The 18,942-nt window shown below is 38.3% G+C and carries 15 protein-coding genes and 1 riboswitch; of the genes, 11 read left to right on the top strand and 4 right to left on the bottom strand.

Features of this window, described 5'->3' with window-relative positions; genetic code table 11:
• Position 1: 1 nt before the first annotated feature.
• Entirely contained in the window at positions 2–1,348 is a 1,347-nt protein-coding gene (locus tag ABC382_RS04080; protein WP_274797144.1) for an MATE family efflux transporter, read from the bottom strand.
• Between the two features lie 171 nt (positions 1,349–1,519).
• On the opposite strand from ABC382_RS04080, the gene ABC382_RS04075 reads away from it, so the two are divergent.
• A complete protein-coding gene (locus ABC382_RS04075; protein ID WP_274797145.1) occupies positions 1,520–2,596 on the top strand; it encodes an undecaprenyldiphospho-muramoylpentapeptide beta-N-acetylglucosaminyltransferase in 1,077 nt (358 codons plus the stop codon).
• Positions 2,597–2,664: 68 nt separating this feature from the next.
• On the opposite strand, the gene ABC382_RS04070 is transcribed toward ABC382_RS04075, so the two are convergent.
• The gene (locus tag ABC382_RS04070) at positions 2,665–3,213 is read right to left on the bottom strand and encodes a GNAT family N-acetyltransferase (RefSeq protein WP_274797147.1); all 549 of its coding nucleotides are present in this window, start codon (positions 3,211–3,213) and stop codon (positions 2,665–2,667) included.
• Positions 3,214–3,753: 540 nt separating this feature from the next.
• Here ABC382_RS04070 and ABC382_RS04065 point away from each other — a divergent pair.
• The 9 genes from ABC382_RS04065 (at position 3,754) to ABC382_RS04025 (ending at position 15,959) form a co-directional block, all read left to right on the top strand.
• On the top strand, positions 3,754–5,781 hold the full coding sequence (locus tag ABC382_RS04065; RefSeq protein WP_412926597.1) for a diguanylate cyclase domain-containing protein: 2,028 nt from the start codon (positions 3,754–3,756) through the stop codon (positions 5,779–5,781).
• 113 nt (positions 5,782–5,894) lie between these two features.
• Positions 5,895–6,569, top strand: a complete 675-nt coding sequence (locus ABC382_RS04060) for a response regulator transcription factor (RefSeq protein ID WP_274797150.1) — start codon at positions 5,895–5,897, stop codon at positions 6,567–6,569.
• Positions 6,566–7,951: a sensor histidine kinase gene (locus ABC382_RS04055; protein ID WP_312506956.1), complete on the top strand. Its 1,386-nt coding sequence runs from the start codon at positions 6,566–6,568 to the stop codon at positions 7,949–7,951. Before ABC382_RS04060 ends, ABC382_RS04055 begins: the two co-directional genes overlap by 4 nt.
• A 232-nt stretch (positions 7,952–8,183) precedes the next feature.
• Complete coding sequence (locus tag ABC382_RS04050) at positions 8,184–11,009, top strand: 2-oxoglutarate dehydrogenase E1 component (protein WP_274797152.1); 2,826 nt, start codon at positions 8,184–8,186, stop codon at positions 11,007–11,009.
• Between the two features lie 89 nt (positions 11,010–11,098).
• The gene (gene odhB / locus ABC382_RS04045) at positions 11,099–12,352 is read left to right on the top strand and encodes a 2-oxoglutarate dehydrogenase complex dihydrolipoyllysine-residue succinyltransferase (RefSeq protein ID WP_322605095.1); all 1,254 of its coding nucleotides are present in this window, start codon (positions 11,099–11,101) and stop codon (positions 12,350–12,352) included.
• Between the two features lie 341 nt (positions 12,353–12,693).
• Positions 12,694–12,880: riboswitch (Lysine riboswitch) on the top strand.
• A gap of 119 nt (positions 12,881–12,999) precedes the next feature.
• Positions 13,000–13,857 carry a transporter substrate-binding domain-containing protein gene (locus tag ABC382_RS04040; RefSeq protein WP_274797155.1) on the top strand — a complete coding sequence of 286 codons (858 nt, stop codon included), beginning with the start codon at positions 13,000–13,002 and terminating at the stop codon, positions 13,855–13,857.
• Between the two features lie 170 nt (positions 13,858–14,027).
• On the top strand, positions 14,028–14,753 hold the full coding sequence (locus ABC382_RS04035; protein ID WP_274797156.1) for an amino acid ABC transporter permease: 726 nt from the start codon (positions 14,028–14,030) through the stop codon (positions 14,751–14,753).
• A gap of 12 nt (positions 14,754–14,765) precedes the next feature.
• Complete coding sequence (locus ABC382_RS04030) at positions 14,766–15,497, top strand: amino acid ABC transporter ATP-binding protein (RefSeq protein WP_274797158.1); 732 nt, start codon at positions 14,766–14,768, stop codon at positions 15,495–15,497.
• 264 nt (positions 15,498–15,761) lie between these two features.
• Entirely contained in the window at positions 15,762–15,959 is a 198-nt protein-coding gene (locus ABC382_RS04025; RefSeq protein WP_016994029.1) for a DUF6501 family protein, read from the top strand.
• Positions 15,960–16,003: 44 nt separating this feature from the next.
• On the opposite strand, the gene ABC382_RS04020 is transcribed toward ABC382_RS04025, so the two are convergent.
• Together ABC382_RS04020 and ABC382_RS04015 are read right to left on the bottom strand one after the other, a co-directional pair.
• Positions 16,004–17,071: a toxic anion resistance protein gene (locus tag ABC382_RS04020; RefSeq protein ID WP_412926596.1), complete on the bottom strand. Its 1,068-nt coding sequence runs from the start codon at positions 17,069–17,071 to the stop codon at positions 16,004–16,006.
• A complete protein-coding gene (locus ABC382_RS04015; protein WP_274797160.1) occupies positions 17,068–17,718 on the bottom strand; it encodes a 5-bromo-4-chloroindolyl phosphate hydrolysis family protein in 651 nt (216 codons plus the stop codon). The genes ABC382_RS04020 and ABC382_RS04015 overlap by 4 nt, the downstream gene beginning before the upstream one ends.
• A 612-nt stretch (positions 17,719–18,330) precedes the next feature.
• Between ABC382_RS04015 and ABC382_RS04010 the strand changes: the two genes are divergently transcribed.
• Complete coding sequence (locus ABC382_RS04010; protein WP_274797162.1) at positions 18,331–18,501, top strand: hypothetical protein; 171 nt, start codon at positions 18,331–18,333, stop codon at positions 18,499–18,501.
• Positions 18,502–18,942 lie beyond the last annotated feature (441 nt).

The following is an 18,942-nucleotide window of genomic DNA, read 5'->3' as shown; positions in this document are numbered from 1 at the left end:
GTTAGACGGTCACTCTTTTTTGTACGATAAGTAAGCGAATGAGAAGGGTAATAGCACCCATTGTAAGGCCTGCAACAAGTCCAATCCAATAGCCGAATGGGCCAAAATCAGTATGCGTAGCAAGGACATAGCCTACAGGCAAGCCGATTACCCAGTAAGAGATAATGGCCATTATAAATGTTATCATCACATCTTTATATCCTCTTAAAGCTCCCTGTACAGGTGCTTGGATCGCATCAGATAGCTGGAAAATCGCCGCATAGACTAAAAACTGTACGGCATATTCGAGCACCATGCTGTCTGCTGTATACATATGAGCTACTGGTTCACGTAAAATGAATAGGATACAAGCAGAAATAAAGCTAAACAAAATGGCTGTTCCTACACATAGATAACTATAAATGCGGGCATCACGCATGCGTCCAGCGCCAATTTCAAAGCCTACTAATATCGTAACGCCCATGGAAATACTAAGCGGTACCATATATAAAAGGGAAGTGAAATTTAAGGCAATCTGGTGGGCTGCAATTATTTCAGTGCTAAAGTTACTCATCATCATCGTCACGGCAGAGAAAATACTTGTTTCTGCAAATAAGGAAATGCCAATCGGTACACCAATGAGTAATATTTCCTTCCAGCGCAGCCATTCTAGTTTAGGCCATTGGTGAAACAGACGGAAACGTTCGAACGGTACTCGTTTCGCGATAATCCATACCGTAATCATGAAAATGAGCCAATATGTAATGGCTGTTGCGACACCAGCACCAATCCCACCAAGCTCAGGTGCGCCGAATTTACCGAAAATAAACATATAGTTAAGGGCAATATTAATCGGCGTTGTCATTAAAGTAATAATCATTGTGACACGTGTCTGTCCGAGTGCGTCAATAAAGCAACGCATAACAAAGAATAAGAATAGTGGTAATAGACCAGCACACATTGCATAAATGTAGCCCTTGGCAATATTATGTACAGCGGATTCTAAGCTCATCTTGCTAAGTATCCAGTCAATGCCAAAAAAGAGTCCTGAGAAAATAATAATAGCTAGCATGATGGCTACATAAATGCCTTGCTGGACAGCCTTTTTAGCATCCATCTCTTTTTTTGCACCGACAAGCTGTGAGACAATCGGTGTAATGGCAAGAAGAATCCCTGACAGGCCAGTATAAATGGGCATCCATATAGAGGAGCCAATCGATACACCTGCTAAATCTGCCGTCCCATAGCGACTGGACATTAAAATATCAAAAAATGAAATGAGATAAATAGCTACTTGTGTCACTAGTATAGGGACAATCATTTTTAAGAGTAATGCGTATTTTTCCTTGATTGTAGATGTTTGGTACATGTTTTATACTTCCTTCATGAACATAATGAACAAGTATAGCATATGTAAGGAGAGAAAAGCTGAATTTTTCATGCTTCATCTATATCTTTTCGTCAGCATATAGTAAAATAGAACACTGTAAACAAAAAGTAGTGCTGACTACAATGGTTTTTAAGGAATAGGAGAATTCATGTGAAACAACAAACAATCATTTTAACCGGTGGTGGGACAGCTGGCCATGTATCGTTAAACCAAGCGATACTCCCGTCTTTACTCGAACTTGGTTATGATGTCCACTATATTGGCTCAGAACAGGGTATTGAAAAAGAATTAATAGGCGAGGCATTTCCCAATGTTCCGTTTTATGGCATTGCGAGTGGTAAATTGCGTCGTTATTTTTCAATGAAAAATTTTACAGATCCATTTAAAGTGCTTGCTGGAATGATGCAGGCTTTTCGTATTATGAAAAAAGTGAAGCCTCAAGTTGTCTTTTCCAAAGGAGGTTTCGTTTCTGTCCCTGTTGTCATGGCAGCGAAACTCGCGGGTGTTCCTGTCGTTATTCATGAATCCGATGTGACGCCAGGTCTTGCTAATAAAATTGCGTTGCCTTTTGCCTCACATGTGTTCACGATTTTTGAAGAAACGCTGAAGCATTTACCACAAGAAAAGGCAACTTGCACGGGCTCTATTATCCGTCCAGAGCTGTTTCAAGGGGATAGAGCAAAAGGTTTATCTTTCTGTGGCTTTTCTACTTTAAAGCCAGTGTTACTTGTCATGGGAGGAAGTTTGGGCTCAGTGGTCCTCAATGAGGCCTTGCGTAAAAACTTGCCAGAGCTTTTAAAGCAATTTCATATTATCCATTTATGTGGTAAAGGGAATTACGATGAAGCGTTAGCAGAGATGCCAGGCTACAAGCAATTTGAATATGTGACTACTGAATTACCTGATTTATTGCATGCAGCTGATTTTATTGTGTCGCGAGCAGGCTCTAACTCCATCTTTGAATTTTTGGCGCTTCATAAGCCAATGCTTTTAGTGCCGCTTTCTGCACAAAAAAGCCGCGGAGATCAAATATTAAATGCCAATTTATTTAAAAAACAAGGCTATGCAGAAGTGTTACAGGAAGAAGAGCTAACAAAGGAATCATTTATGAAATCTGTTCATACTCTAACAGAGCGTAAGGCAGAAATGGTGGAGACGATGGCGAAAACGCAAAAGCCAAAAACACCAGATGAAATGGCGTCATTAATTTTACAATATAAAAAATAAAGGCTATAAAAAGAAGCTATAGGGCATGTCATGTGACAAAACCTATAGCTTCTTCTTATATAAGAGCGTTACATTGCTTGCTCTTCGCCTTCTTGTATTTGATGTGCTGTTGTTAGATAGAATAAATCTTTTGGAATTTTAAATAAATTAAATTGTGCCTCGCCGCTATTGACCTGTGCTAGTAGAGTAGGATGGCTTTCGTTTGCACTCATCACATAAGGGAGCTTTAACGCAGCACGCTGTGATTTTATATTTTCAACCCGTATACGGAGAAAGACCGTATGGAAATTGTATTCAAAAAATAACTCGTTTAAAAATAACATTTTCGCTTTTTGATTATAACCTTTACCTTGGTAAGGGAGTCCAATCCACGTTCCTAAAAAGCCTGCACCGTCCTCAACATCGTGTATACTAATGGTGCCGATTGGTTGACCCCAGTCATCAGTAATGGTCCTCGAGATAGCGAGTCCTCTCGCCTCCTCCTCAATCAGTTGTTTTGTCATAAACCAATATTCATCAGCTGATGTGGCTTTCTGACGGACAAAAGGGAATACAGAAGGGTGTGATAATAGCTCATAAAGCTCTGTACATTCATGCAGGTCTCGATGTTTAAGCATACGAAACGCCTCCTTTACTAGGGTAGTTAAAACAATTCCGTTGAAGCATAAAGAAGAAAACTAAAATTCGTACTGGAATTAAAACCCAAAGAACTAGACGTTATAACTATGATATTCCATAATCTCCCGCTGTCTTACTGATTTCGACCATACCGAAAAAAGGCTAGTTTTTTAAATATAATATAACACAGAAACTGTTTGATGCAATCATTTTGCTCGTAAAAAACAAAATTTAAGTTTAATAGTCAGTAAATTCTGACAAAGGAGATGGTAATATCAATTTTATTGTTGTTTTTTAACATTAAGTCTATCCTATCACTTTTAACTAATATTAATCATTTATCCATTTCTTTAGTAGGATTTAAGTTTTGCTAGAATAGGTAATATATCAAATATTACCCTAAAAAGGATATATTATTTCTGATTCTAGAAAGGTAATTATTTATTTTTATGTTATAATAGTAGTATTATTTTAATTCTACATACGGATACATACTAACATTTTTATCATGATTGCAAGGGTTTTCTGGAGGTGACAGCATGGAGTATCTTTTAAGCGAAGATTTTTTTAATCAATTGTTTATTGGCAAGGATTTTGTTTTTCTCATGAAAAAAATAGGAGACGATTATCAATATATTCGCTTAAACCAAGCAGCTCGAGATCTGTTATCCAATGAGGCGATTGGAAAAATGCTTTCGACTGTTACCTCAAAACGAAATTTCTCGATCATTCAGAAAAAGTATCATCAGGCAATTAGCGAGCATAATCTGGTTGACTATGTAGATTATGCATATGTTCAGTCGGAGGTGCGTAAATACGAAACGTCCGTCAGACCATTGACATATAATAATGAAGACTATATTTTGGCCATCACGAAGGAAATTCTTTATGACCGCAGTATTGAAGATAAATTTTTATTTATGCGGTCCATGTTTGATCATGCCTTTTTCTCTACAGTTATTTTATCTGCTGAAGGCATGATTTACGAAGTGAATGCAAGCTTTATGGAAGGTTTCCAACTAGATAATGACAGCGTCAAGCAAAAAAGGTTTGTTGATCTACCAATCGTTCCAAAAGAAGAAGTGGAAGAAATAAATTTATGCTTACAAATGGCGGCAAGAGGGAAAAACGTTGCAGAAAAGATCATTAGATTGTACACGCTGGACCAACAGGAACGAATGTATTTAGTATCATTATCACCTGTGATGCAGGATGATAATTCTTTTGCTATATTTCTTATCATGCAAGACTTTACCCAATTCACGGTTCAAAAAGCAGAACTACGTTCGAAATCTCACGGGCTTGATGTATTTAAATCTGCATTAAACTCTGCCACGGCCATTGCCGTATTAGATCATGAAGGCAATATTTCTGAAGTAAGTGAAATGTTTTTACAGGCTTGTGGCTATAGTGCAGAGGAGCTAATTGGCCAGCCGTATGCATTAATCGAACCACGGATCCATGGGCAGGATTTTTTGCAGAGCATAAATGACAAGCTTAATGCAGGGGAGATTTGGCAGGGGGAGCTATGCTATCGGACGAAATATCATGCCGATTATTGGGTTGAAGCCACTATTGTTCCATTAAAAAACGAGTTTGGTGACATCGAACAAATTTTAACCATTAACTATGATATTACGGACAAGAAAAGAATGTTCACGGAATTAAAAAATATCGAACGAACTTTCCGCCTCATTACGGAAAATACGAACGATTTAATTGTCATCACGAATGAGGATGGCATCATTATTTATACATCCCCATCCTATAATATGTATTTAGGCTATGACAATGTAGAGCTGCAAGGACAGTTTTACAGTGACATTATTGATGGAGAAAGTAAGAGTGAGTGGCAATCATTCATTAATAATTATTCTGGTCAGACTGATACACAGTTTGAGCTACTACTGAGGGCGAAAGATGGTACGCCGATTTGGACGGAGGGCAATGTCACAGTTGTCCATGACCCTGAACGGGAGAAGGTGTCACAAATCATGATGGTGTCTCGTGAAATTACCCATCGTAAAGAACGGGAAAATGATTTGCTGTATCTAGCTTATCATGATGCTTTAACTCAGCTACCTAATCGACGTTATTTACAAAAGGAGTTTCCGAATTTACTGGTGGAAGCAAACGACAATCAGACATGTGTAGCTATGCTTTATCTAGATGGTGACGATTTTAAAGAGGTAAATGATCGCTTTGGCCATGACACAGGTGATGCATTTATTCAACGATTTGGCGATGCCTTAAACAAGACGATTCGTAGTCATGATATGGTTATTCGTCTAGGTGGCGATGAATTTATTGTCATCTTAACGGGGTTAACGAGAGATATAGAAAAAAGACATAGCCAAATGATGCATATTATTCGTCGGATTCGAGATGAATTAGCATTAGGCTGGATCATTGAAGATCATCATTTTTCACCAACAGCCTCCATAGGAATTGCTTATTATCCCGATCATGGCCAAACACTAGATGAGTTATTGGATTTAGCTGACCAAGCTTTATATAAATCAAAAGAATTGGGGAAAAATAAGCTCTCTATTTCTGGCAGCCATTAAAAAAGTCTGTCCACAAGGTAAACTTGTGAGACAGACTTTTTAATTGGTGTTATGCTAGTACCGTAAATGGATTAAAATCCTTCATACGCTATTTTGGAATAGAAGGTGATACGATGCCTAAAAAGATATTATTAGTAGAAGATGAAAAGCATATTGCTCGTTTTGTCGAACTAGAATTACAGCATGAAGGCTACGAGGTGAAAGCTGCTTTCGATGGTCGAGAAGGACTTGCAATGGCAACAGCTGAAAATTTTGATGTCCTGTTACTGGATGTAATGCTACCTGGCATTAATGGGATAGAGATTTGTCGGCGTATACGTTCACAGTCACAGGTTCCTATTATTTTATTAACGGCTAGAGATGCTGTCATGGATCGTGTAGCGGGCTTAGATGCAGGTGCGGATGACTATATCGTCAAACCGTTTGCGATTGAAGAGCTACTTGCGAGAATACGGACGATTTTACGTCGTGTCACGCCAGCGGCAGCAAACAGTGAATCCCTCTGTTTTCGCGATATCGAAATAGATGTAGCAGCCTATGAAGTTTTTGTGCAAGGGAATAAACTTGACTTAACAAAGACAGAATACGATTTACTGAAACTATTAATCGAGCACAAAAATAGAGTATGTACACGGGAACATATTTTAACGTCAGTTTGGGGATATGATACAGATATTGAGACCAATGTAGTAGATGTTTATATAAGACATTTACGCACAAAACTACCTGGTGATATGAATGCTTATATTGAAACCGTTCGAGGTGTTGGATACGTGATGCGTGAATGAACAAATTAAAAGGATATCTACGCCACCAATCTTTGCAAACAAAATGGATGTTAACGTCGAGTATCGTCATCTTTATTAGTTATACCATTATATGTGTTGTTGTTTATTTATTTCTTCATACATGGTTATTAAATGATGAAGAGAGTAAAGTAGTCCGAACTAGTAAGGATATCATCTCCTTTTTAGAATCTCAGGGTCCCAATATTACGATTCAGCAAATCCAACAAAATACAGGTTTACTGAAATCAATTGCCGATCGTGATGAAACGGTCAGATTGTTTAATGTAGATGGCATAGAAATCCTACGTATTAATCATACGTCAGAAGCCGTACCTCTTACTGCAATGCAAGAGGTTATCGAGACGACAATCGACAAGCAGGATGTATTAGTAATCAACGAGCCATTGCAACTAGGCTTTTTTCAGGGATATATTCAAGTCATACATCCGTTAACAAGCTTTCAATCACTGATGCATTATCTACTGACAGCGATGCTTATAGCAGGGATAGGCGCATTAGTGTTATCGGGTTCTATCGGCTATTATCTTGCCAATTATTTAATGAAGCCATTACGTGAATTGCGTGCATCGATGAAAAAGGTGATGGATCAGGGGTTTAATGAGCCTATCCAATTGACTTATACATCACATGATGAGATTGGCGATTTATTGAAAATGTACAATGCTATGATGAATGAGCTGCAAATTTCTTTTACTAAGCAGCAACAATTTGTGGCAGACGCTTCCCATGAGCTGCGAACACCCATACAAGCAATTGAAGGACATCTTTCACTTTTAAAAAGATGGGGCAAAAACGATCCTGCCATTTTAGAAGAATCGATAGATACCTCTTTATCGGAAATCGCACGTATGCGCAAAATGATAGAGGAATTATTAGAGCTTGCACGGCGTGAAGAAAAAGATCATGCGAGTGAGGCAAATGCACTGGTGGTACTCCAAGCGGTGATAGATGAACTGAAGCTCGTGCATCCACAAGCGCGAATTTTGCTGTCGAAGCATGGTGAAATAGGTCCGTTATTTATTACCGAAAATGCACTAAGTCAAATCGTTCGTAATATAATAGAGAATGCTATTCGTTATTGTGAAAAAATTCCTGAGATACAAATTTCTATTTCTGTTGCTGGAAATTATGCATGTTTAGAAATTGCTGATAATGGTATAGGAATAGCACAAGACAATATTCCGTTTATTTTTGATCGTTTTTATCGCGTGGATGAGGCAAGAAATCGTCAAATTGGTGGAACTGGCTTAGGGCTAAGTATTTCGAAGATGTTACTTGAAAAATACAATGCAACAGTAGAAGTCAAGAGTGAGGTTAATATTGGAACCGTTTTCTTCTTGAAAATCCCGCTAAAATATTAAGAAAAATGCACGCTTTATTTCATTATTCCATCCTTTGCGAAAAAAATTGCTTAATTTGCTAAAAAGAGTTGTATTTTTTGTGAAGAGTAGTAAGATTGAGATGGAAAAAACGTTCTTTAAAATATGGAAAAGTAGTGTGAAACATTCTTTTAAAGAACGGCTAAATATTATATAATTAATTGCAATTTAATTAATGGAACTGCCGAAAGGCAAAATTTGGAGGTCATTTTTCATGTCGAACAACGTTACAACTGTAAGTTCTCCATGGTCAGCTTTCTCTGGTCCTAACTTAGGATATGTGATGGAGCAATACGACTTATTCTTACAGTCTCCTGAAGAAGTAGAACCGGAGTTAGTATCTTTATTCCAACAATTTGGTGCACCAGTAGTAGTAGAAGGTGAAGTAGCTGTAGCTAGTCATACAGCAGCGGCTCCTGCTGGCGATTACAAAAAAGTGTTAGCCGCTGTAAAATTAGCAGACACAATCCGTACACGCGGTCATTTAGCGGCAGATATTTATCCACTGAAAAACCGTGAACTACAAACAGCTCAAATTGAAGAAAGCGCGTTCAACTTAAGCGCTGCAGATTTAGCTGAAATTCCTGCAGCAATCTTCTTCAAAGATGTGCCAGCAAACGTGAAAAATGGTAAGGATGCAATTGACTATTTAAAAGCTATTTATACAGATAAAGTAGCATTTGAATATGGTCACGTAGTAGCTACAGAAGAACGTGATTGGATTCAAGCGCAAATCGAATCAGGCTTATTTAAACAAGCATTATCTCCTGATGAGAAAAAAGCCTTATTAGATCGTTTAACTCGCGTTGAAAATTTCGAGAAATTTATTCATAAAACTTTTGTAGGACAAAAGCGTTTCTCTGGTGAGGGCTTAGATACGCAAATCGTTCTTTTTGATGAAATCATTAAAACAGCAGAAGCGAAAAACGTGGAAAACGTACGTATTGGTATGGCACACCGTGGTCGCTTAAATGTTTTAACTCACATTTTAAATAAACCGTATGACATGATGTTCTCTGACTTTGCACATGTTTCTAATGATTTATTTATGCCAGAGCATGGTCGCCTTGAAATCACAAAAGGTTGGACAGGTGATGTTAAATACCACATGGGTGCTTCTTACAACCGTGAATCAGGTATGAATGTGAAATTGGCTTACAACCCTTCTCACTTAGAAGTTGGAAATCCAGTGGTACTTGGTGCGACTCGTGCAACACAAGATGATACGTCTAAACCAGGTCAACCTGTTTTCGATCGTACAAAAGGCTTAGGCATTCTTGTACATGGTGACGCTGCATTCCCAGGTCAAGGGATTGTAACGGAAGTGTTAAACTTCGCTAAAACAGAAGGCTTTACAACAGGTGGTACAATCCACATTATCGCAAACAATATGATCGGGTTCACAACTGAACATTATGATTCTCGTTCTTCTGTGTACTCTTCTGACCCTGCTAAAGGCTATGAAGTACCAGTAATCCATGTGAACGCGGACAGCCCAGAGGCAGTGGCACAAGTGGGTCGCTTTGCAGCTAACTACCGTCAAACATTTGGCAAAGATATTATCGTAGACCTAGTAGGTTACCGTCGTCATGGTCATAATGAAACAGATGACCCAACTGTAACAAACCCAGAAACATATAAATTAGTTTCAAAACATGAAACAGTACGTGCATTATATGGTGCACAATTAGTGGCTGAAGGTCTTGTATCTACTGATGATGTAGCAGCTTTAGATACAGCTATCTATGCAGAAATGCAAGCAGCCTATGACCATGTAAAAGAAATGGCAGATAAAGATGATCATCATCAATTAGAAATGCCAGAAGAATTAAAAGTAGATTTCCCACAAATTGATACAGCGGTTGGTGCGGAACGTTTAGAAAAAATCAATGAAGAGCTACTAGTGTTTGAAGAAAACTTTGAGCCTCAGAAAAAGCTTGGTAAAATTTTAGAAAAACGTCGTGATGCTTATGCGTCAGCAAAAATCGACTGGGGTCATGCGGAAACTTTAGCATATGCAACAATTATCCAAGATGGCACACCAGTACGTTTTACAGGTCAAGATGCACAGCGTGGTACATTCTCTCAACGTCACTTAGTACTACATGATAAAAACAATGGCAATGTTTTCACACCACTTCACCATATTTCTGGTGCGAACGCATCCTTTACAGTACACAACTCACCACTGACTGAAGCAGGGGTAGTAGGCTTTGAGTATGGTTACAACCTAGAAAACAGCCATGTATTAACTGTCTGGGAAGCACAATTCGGTGACTTTGCGAATATGGCGCAAGTGATGTTTGATAACTTTATTTCAGGGGCACGCTCTAAATGGGGTCAAAAATCTGGCTTAGTGATCCTTTTACCACATGGTTATGAAGGTCAAGGTCCAGAGCACTCTTCAAGCCGTATGGAACGTTATTTACAAATGTCAGCTGAAAATAACTGGTTTGTAGCAAACTGTTCAAACGCAGGCAACTACTACCACTTATTACGCCGTCAAGCAGCGTTATTAGGTACTGAAGGGGTACGTCCACTTGTAGTCGTATCACCAAAATCATTATTACGTCATCCATTAGCAGCCGCTAATGCTGAGCAATTAGCAAATGGTTCATTCCAAGAAGTGATTGAACAACCAGGTTTAGGTGCTAAACCAGAAGCTGTAGAACGCATCGTTTTAGGTACAGGTAAAGTGATGATCGATTTAGCCGATCGCGTGAAAGACGGAGAAGGCTTCGATCACTTACACATTATTCGTGTAGAACAACTTTACCCATTCCCAAAAGAGCAAGTTGCTGGTATTATTGCTAAGTATCCTAATGTGAAAGAAATTGTTTGGGTACAAGAAGAACCTAAAAACCAAGGCTCATGGAATTATGCATTAGAAACATTATATGAACTTTCAGAAGGTAAAAAGCTTCGCTATGTAGGTCGTCCTGCAATGAGCTCAACTTCTGAAGGGGACGCAGATTCTCATAAAGCTGCACAATCGGCATTAATTGAAGAAGCAGTTGCTGAGCCAGTAAAGGTTAAATAATCACATATAAATATTGAAACCGGGCTACTTGCCCTTAAGCGGTAGCCCTTCTATGTGCGTAAGCACGTTAATCAAAGGAGGAAATGAAAGTGGCTGAAATTAAAGTCCCTGAATTAGCAGAATCGATTACAGAAGGTAGTATCGCACAGTGGGTTAAAAAAGTGGGCGATCGCGTTGAAAAAGGTGAATTCATCGTTGAACTTGAAACAGATAAAGTAAACGCTGAAATCATTTCTGAAGAAGCAGGTGTATTAACACAAATTTTAGCTGAAGAAGGCGATACTGTACTAGTTGGTCAAGTTATCGCAGTAGTAGAAGCAGGCGAAGGCGCAGCACCTGCACCAGCAGCGGCTCCAGCTGAAGCAGCTCCAGCTCCAGCAGCACCACAAGCAGCTCCTGCACCAGCGGCAGCAGCTCCAGTAGTAGAAGAAACTTCTGGTGAGCGTGTTATCGCATCTCCAGCAGCACGTCGTCTTGCACGTGAAAAAGGTATTGACCTTGCAGCAGTATCTCCAGTAGATCCACAAGGTCGCGTACGTGTACAAGATGTAGCAGCACACGGAACTGCACCAGCGGCAGCAGTAGCACCTACACCAGTAGCAACTACAGGTGGCCCAGTTGTATTCACACCAGCAGCTAATTCTGATCGTGTAACAATTGAAAAAATGAGCCGTCGTCGTCAAACAATTGCAAAACGTTTATTAGAAGTTAAACAATCAACAGCTATGTTAACAACATTCAACGAAATTGACATGACAAACATCATGGCACTTCGTAAACGTAAACAAGAAGAGTTTGTGAAAGCAAACGACATCAAACTTGGTTTCATGTCATTCTTCACAAAAGCTGTTGTTGCAGCACTGAAAAAATACCCATACGTAAACGCTCAAATCGTTGGCGATGAAATTCATTTAAATAACTTCTTCGATATCGGTATCGCTGTATCAACTGAAGAAGGTTTAGTAGTACCAGTTGTACGTGATGCAAACAGCAAAAACTTCGCTGAAATCGAAAAAGATATTGCTAACTTAGCGACAAAAGCTCGTGATAAAAAATTAGGCTTAAATGATATGGCTGGTGGATCATTCACAATCACAAACGGTGGTGTATTCGGTTCATTAATGTCAACACCAATTATGAACGGTACTCAAGCTGGTATTTTAGGTATGCATTCTATTGTTAACCGTCCAGTTGCTGTAAATGGGGAAGTTCAAATCCGTCCAATGATGTATGTAGCACTTTCTTACGATCACCGTATCATCGATGGAAAAGATTCAGTAGGATTCTTAAAAACAGTTAAAGAATTAATTGAAAACCCAGAAGATTTATTATTAAATTCATAATACCATTAAACCCTGCGAACAATGTTCAGCAGGGTTTTTTTGTGCATAATGAAATCTTTCGACCGATTCTATTTTTGAAAGAGTACTAATGTTATATCGTATAGAGGAGCAAAAAAGAAATAAACACAACTTTTCTCACATAGAAAACATACTCTATAATAAAAATATGTTGTAATTTTCAGAAATATTGACGAAAGCTCAATGATTTAAAATGGATAGAGAACGCATAATAACCTAATATTGTCATTAGTCAGAAAAATGTTAAAATCGTCTTGACGAACATATTAGTTTTATAGTAGTATCTAAATATCAATTAAATAAACAAACCTCACGAATGTTACCAGTGAGGTAGAGGCGCGGTATTTATTAGTTCATTGTTGAGTACAAGCAAGCGAAGACGCAATGAAGAAGGAAATATCGCCGAAGTATAAAAGGAGCTCGTACTTTTATGCTGGGTCTGCAGTGAATAAGTGCAGGACTGTCCTAGTAAATTGATTTCCAGGTTTACTAGGTTGTGCTATCTCGGAAATATGGAAATAATAGTGAGGATTTGGGCAACTGTCATAAAAGGTAAGACCTAAGTTCAATAAACTTAGGTCTTTTTTAGTACAGTTGTCTTATTTTTTTACAGAAAAGGGGAGTTTTTCATGAAAAGAAAATGGTTGTTAGTAATGATCTCTATCATGACAGCAATTGTGCTAGCTGCATGTGGCACTAGCGACAAAAAAGACGGCGGTTCAGGTGATGCTGGCGCGGACAAGGAAGAAGGCGGCGGTGAATTCCGCATTGGAATGGAGGCTGGCTACCCACCATTCAACTGGACACAGCAGGACGATGCTAATGGCGCGGTAAAAATTGCTGATAATGCAGAGTATGCAGGCGGCTATGATGTACAAATGGCGAAAAAAATCGCTGAAGGCTTAGGCAAAGAGCTAGTTATCGTAAAAATGGAATGGGACGGCTTAGTACCAGCGCTACAATCAAACAAAATTGATGCAATCATTGCGGGTATGTCACCAACAGAAGAACGTAAGAAAACAATCGACTTTACTGAAAACTACTACACGTCGGATTTCGTAATGGTGATTAAAAAGGGTAGCAAATATGAAGGGGCAAAATCAATTCAAGATTTCTCTGGTGCAAAAATTACATCCCAATTAAATACATCGAACTACACAGTTATTGATCAAATTAAAGGTGTAGACAAACAAACTGCTATGGAAAGCTTCCCGGCAATGCGTGTTGCTTTAGAGGCTGGCAAAATTGATGGTTATGTAGCAGAACGTCCAGAAGGAATTTCCGCTGCAGCAGCGAACGATAAGTTCACATATGTTGCATTTGAAGAAGGCTTTGATACAGATCTTTCTAACACTTCAATTGCTGTAGGTTTACGCAAAGAAGATGCAAATCGTGAAAAAATTAACGAAATATTAAAAGGTATTACAGAAGACGATCGTCAAGCCATTATGGAGGAAGCGATTAAGAATCAACCAGCAGCACAATAATGACAAGGCACGGACTAGTTGCTGGTCCGTGCATGATCATTTCATCATTATCAAAATGAGAACCTCTCTACATAATGATAATGTCCTAGCGTGACAAATCATAGAATGGTAGAAAGAGCTAGGACACGAAAAAGATAAGCAAGCAACATGACATTGTAAGGAGGAACATCATGAGTCTTGAATGGATAATTTCAATTATTGAAAACAACTGGCAAATGTTTTTACGAGGTGCGTATTATACGTTACTGATTTCGATTATTAGTACAATTATTGGTGCATTCATCGGATTTTTCATCGGAATTATGCATACGATTCCAGTTCGTAAAAAAGGAATAAAATTTTATAGCCTGAAGCTTATTAATTTTATCCTAACATGCTATGTTGAATTTTTCCGTGGTACACCAATGATTGTACAGGCTATGGTTGTCTACTACGGATTAGATATCGCGTTTGGAATTGACATGCATTTTATCACAGCAGGTATTTTAGTCGTTTCTCTTAATACAGGGGCATACATGGCAGAGATTGTGCGTGGTGGGATTGTATCGATTGATAATGGTCAATACGAGGCAGCATCAGCGATTGGGATGAATCACTTCCAAATCATGCTTCACGTAGTCCTGCCGCAAGTAGCACGTAACGTTTTACCAGCAACAGGTAACCAACTAATTATGAATATTAAAGATACAGCCGTATTAAATGTCATCGGCGTAACAGAGTTATTCTTCCAAACAAAATCAATTTCAGGTAACAACTTCCGTTATTTTGAATCGTTCTTTGTCGCATGTGTTCTTTATTTCATTATGACATTTACCGCATCTCGCATCCTTCTATATGTTGAAAAACGTTTGGATGGACCGGATGCCTATCAAAAAGAACAAAAAGAAGCAGTATAGGGGGACGCACAAATGGCAGTCATTAAAATCGAACATTTAAGTAAATCATTTGGACGTAACCAAGTGTTAAAAGATGTGAATTTCCAAGTGGAAAAAGGCGAGGTTGTTTGTTTAATTGGTTCCTCTGGTTCTGGTAAGTCTACACTACTTCGTTGCATAAATTTATTAGAAACACCAAGTGGCGGGCAAATAATTTATCAGGGAGAAGACATCCTAGATGAAAAGCACAATATCCAAGAATATCGTACCCATCTAGGAATGGTATTCCAGCAGTTCAATTTATTTAATAATCATAATGTGTTAAGTAATTGCACAGTCGGCCAAATCAAAGTACTTAAGCGCTCGAAGAAAGAAGCGGAAGAAACAGCGCTGAAATATTTGAAGATCGTAGGTATGGATCAATATGTAAACGCTAAGCCACGTCAGCTTTCAGGCGGACAAAAGCAACGTGTAGCAATTGCTCGAGCACTGTCTATGAATCCCGAAGTAATGCTATTTGATGAACCGACATCAGCACTGGACCCAGAAATGGTAGGAGAGGTGCTGAAGGTTATGCGACAATTAGCAGACGCAGGGAATACAATGTTAATTGTGACACATGAAATGGAGTTTGCAAAAGAAGTGGCAGATCGTGTCGTCTTTATGGATAAAGGTGTGATTGTGGAAGAAGGCCCACCATCACAAGTATTAGTCAATCCACAACATGAACGTACGAAAGAGTTTTTAAAACGTACTTTAAAATAAGCACAAAAAAGTGAGTCCATTATTTTGGACTCACTTATTTTCTAGAATTCCATTCTGCATAGAGCACAAAGCAGATTGCGAATGCTACAGCAATGATAAAAAACCATTGCGGTACACCACCAAAACTCATGAGAACACCCCAAATTTCATTTTTTTTTGGATAGAATAGGTATAGTATTTCTTTTTTCTCCACAAAAGACCAAAAATATTATAAAATAAGCAATAGACATTAGCTTTTGCTAGTAAAGAGAGGTAGGAGAGAATATGTTACATTTAAAATGGAAAGATGCGCCAACATTACGAACGGTTACCTGCAAACATACGAATGCATCGAAATACTTAGTGTCCAACGTCTTAACAGTAGGTAAAGAATATGAAGTAAAAAACGAAACAGAAGAATTCATTTTTATTATCGACAACACAGGTAATGTCGGCGGCTATTATAAGGATTATTTCGAATAAATAAAAACAGGGTGGTTCAGAGCATTTGCTGAGCCACCCATTTTTTAATCTCGCTGATAGCCTTGAGCACCCGCTACATCTTGCAGCTGTTGTTTCTCTTGTTCGGTTGCCGTATGCAAAGCAAAGACATCCTTAATTGCTGTTTGTAATTCATGCTGTGTTTCTTTAAATTTTGAAACTTGCTGTTCAAAAGATGGACTTGTAAAACGATCATGTGTCTTTGATAACCGTTCCTCTAGTCGGGCATAGTGCTGATCCATATGCATCGATAGCATCATTGCCAGTTGGTTTTTCCATAGCGGAATTAGCGTAACAATTGAGAACTCAATTTTTTCGGCTAACGTTTGATTAGCTTGTTGAATCATCCGTATCTGAGGAGCCGTTTGCAGGGCTACTTGCTGAGATACTTGTAAATCATAAATACGTTGGTCCAATCGTTCAATTTGCGCAGCAAAATCATTGAGCTGCTGAATAGCGAGCGGCTGTTTGCTTGCTTGGACACTCATTATTTGTGCTGGTAGCTCTACTTCAATAGCTTGTTGTTTTTTCATTTGACCTGCTGCAATGGCAGTAGCCAGTTCCTCAAAAAATCCTCGATTATGGTTATAAAGTGCTTCTAAGTTTTCCACATCTTTAATCAGCTGGAGCTGTGCACGTTCTAGTTGAACACCAATACGTTCTACCTGAATACTAATACGCTCAAATTCTGTTAACGTTTGCTTGACCGAGGGCTCTGTTTTAGCAAACATTTTTTTGAAGAACGTTTGCTTCTTTGGTTCTAAAGCTGTCGGGTCTACTCGATCTAGTGTCTGCATTAAGGAATCAAGCATTTGCCCAATTTTAGTAACGTCCTTTTGCTTCACCTGTGCAAGCATTCGATCCGCAAATTGAGATAAGGCTCGCTGCGAATCTTGCCCAAGAGATAGCAATGATTCAAAATCAGTTAAATCGATTTGACTGGCATATAGTAATGCACGACTTTGTGCAAGAGGCGATAGCGTTTCATATGTCGCCATCGCCTCATTTTGTGGAGTTGTTTCTAAGTAGGATTGGACTAGTGGAGAAAGTCCAGGTATGGTATTAAGTTGAAATGCGTGTTCATTAGCCGTCATTTATCATCGCCTCGCCAGTCCAATTGTTCTCTACGTCTTAAATTGGAGCGATTTGCGAACTCGATCTCCATTTGCAGATGATCGATATCATTAGCAAGCGCATCCTTTAAATCAATTTGTATTGTATCATTTAAATCGGTAAGAGTTTCACGTGTTTTGGATAACGTCAATTGAATTTCCTTATCCTTCACAGGCTGCCTTGAAAGCATTGTATATTTATCCGTTAATTCCACCGCAGAAGGTAAATGCGCATAGAAAAATGGTTCCACATTATAAAACTTTCGCGGGTCTGTCTTCACAATTTTAACAATATTTTTTGAGATACGTGTCATCTCAAGAAGTTGTTTAAAAGCAGATACAGAACGGACACGTAAATAGTTTTGACTTAATGTTTGAATATGCTTATTGGCTGTAGATAATTGTGTTTCAATATGCTTGAACTCTTCTTTTGTGATACCTGCTATTTGCATGACTTTCTTTTTTTGTCTATGTTTCAGCAACGTTGTACTCGTCGCATATGAACCCGCAAACAGTAAACCACCAAGGAAGAATCCAGGATTTGCCGCAATTGCTGCGATAGAAACAGTTGTAAGCGAAATAAGAAAGCTGGCACTATGTCTAGAGAAAAACTGTCCAACACTAAGCATTGTTTCATCCTCCTTGCTTTTCAATATGTCTATCTTCTTATACGAAATAATCGACATAAAGTTTCATTGAAAAATAAACCCTTACATAAATTTTACTGCTAATTGTTAACTTTCTCAATGATAATACATAGAATAAGTGAGATGTTTCGATGGAAAAATAGCGGGAGACCGCTTTTCGATAAAATGTGTGTGAGTCGATTTTCATCAAAGAGACCGATGAGCCGTTGGTTACTATGTTTTTTGCTTGAATAAGCGGTTCTATACGGTATATGATCGGTTTTGGTAGTAGTGAGAGCGGTTCTATACGAAATATGATCAGTTTCGGCAGTAATGAGAGCGGTTCTATACGATATATGACCGGTTTTGCCATTAGTGTGAGCATTTTTAATCAACCCAAGGATATATCTAACAAGGTGTGGCTTTTTCATTTGTCATTCTAAATTGATTATAGAATGTACACCGAATTATCGTCTTTTCCCTTAGCATCTGGGCAAATTGCCTAGATGTTTTTTAAAATAAAAATTTAAAAATTCTAAAAAATTAAAGGGATTTATAAAATAATGCAGAATATAACAATTGTAAACCAAATTATGAAATATATGGAGGATGGAAATGATGAAAAAGAAAAAATCGATGTTGTCTATTTTAGGTGTTCTATTTTTAAGCTTAGGATTAGCTGGTGGTGCAAGCGCGAGTGCTAGCAAACCACATTATGAAAATGACGGCGGTGGAGGTTCATCAAAGCCACCAAGTTGTGTCAAAGCACCTTGCCCAATGCAATAATTAATGAAGATAGAGCATCCATTTAATCGTGGATGCTCATTTTTTATGACAAAATTTTATGAAATACAATGATTTCCACTCATATCATGATTCATGTAAAGTAAGCTATAAAATAATGAAGCGATTTTCTGTTATATATGGTGAGGGGAAATGCAAAGTGCCATATAATGGAAGAATTCTTTCCGACAGACTTCATCAAAAATAAGAAGATGTATAATGAAACATCTCCCCAAATTTGAGGACTTCACCAGCCTCATGCGTAATTCTCGCTGCAGAGGTAATTGGTAGCTGAATTTTGACCGCAAGATACAATGTAGCAGATATACAAAATAAAAAGACTGGGGACTTTACCCCAATCTTAATAAACTTGCCCCCGGAAACGTATTCAAGATAACAATATTCATACTATCAGTAAAGGTGCCATAAACCTTGATAAAATGT

This window comes from Lysinibacillus phoenicis, from assembly GCF_047238325.1.
GTDB classification, from domain to species: domain Bacteria; phylum Bacillota; class Bacilli; order Bacillales_A; family Planococcaceae; genus Lysinibacillus; species Lysinibacillus irui.
This window is presented reverse-complemented; position numbering and strand designations above follow the sequence as displayed.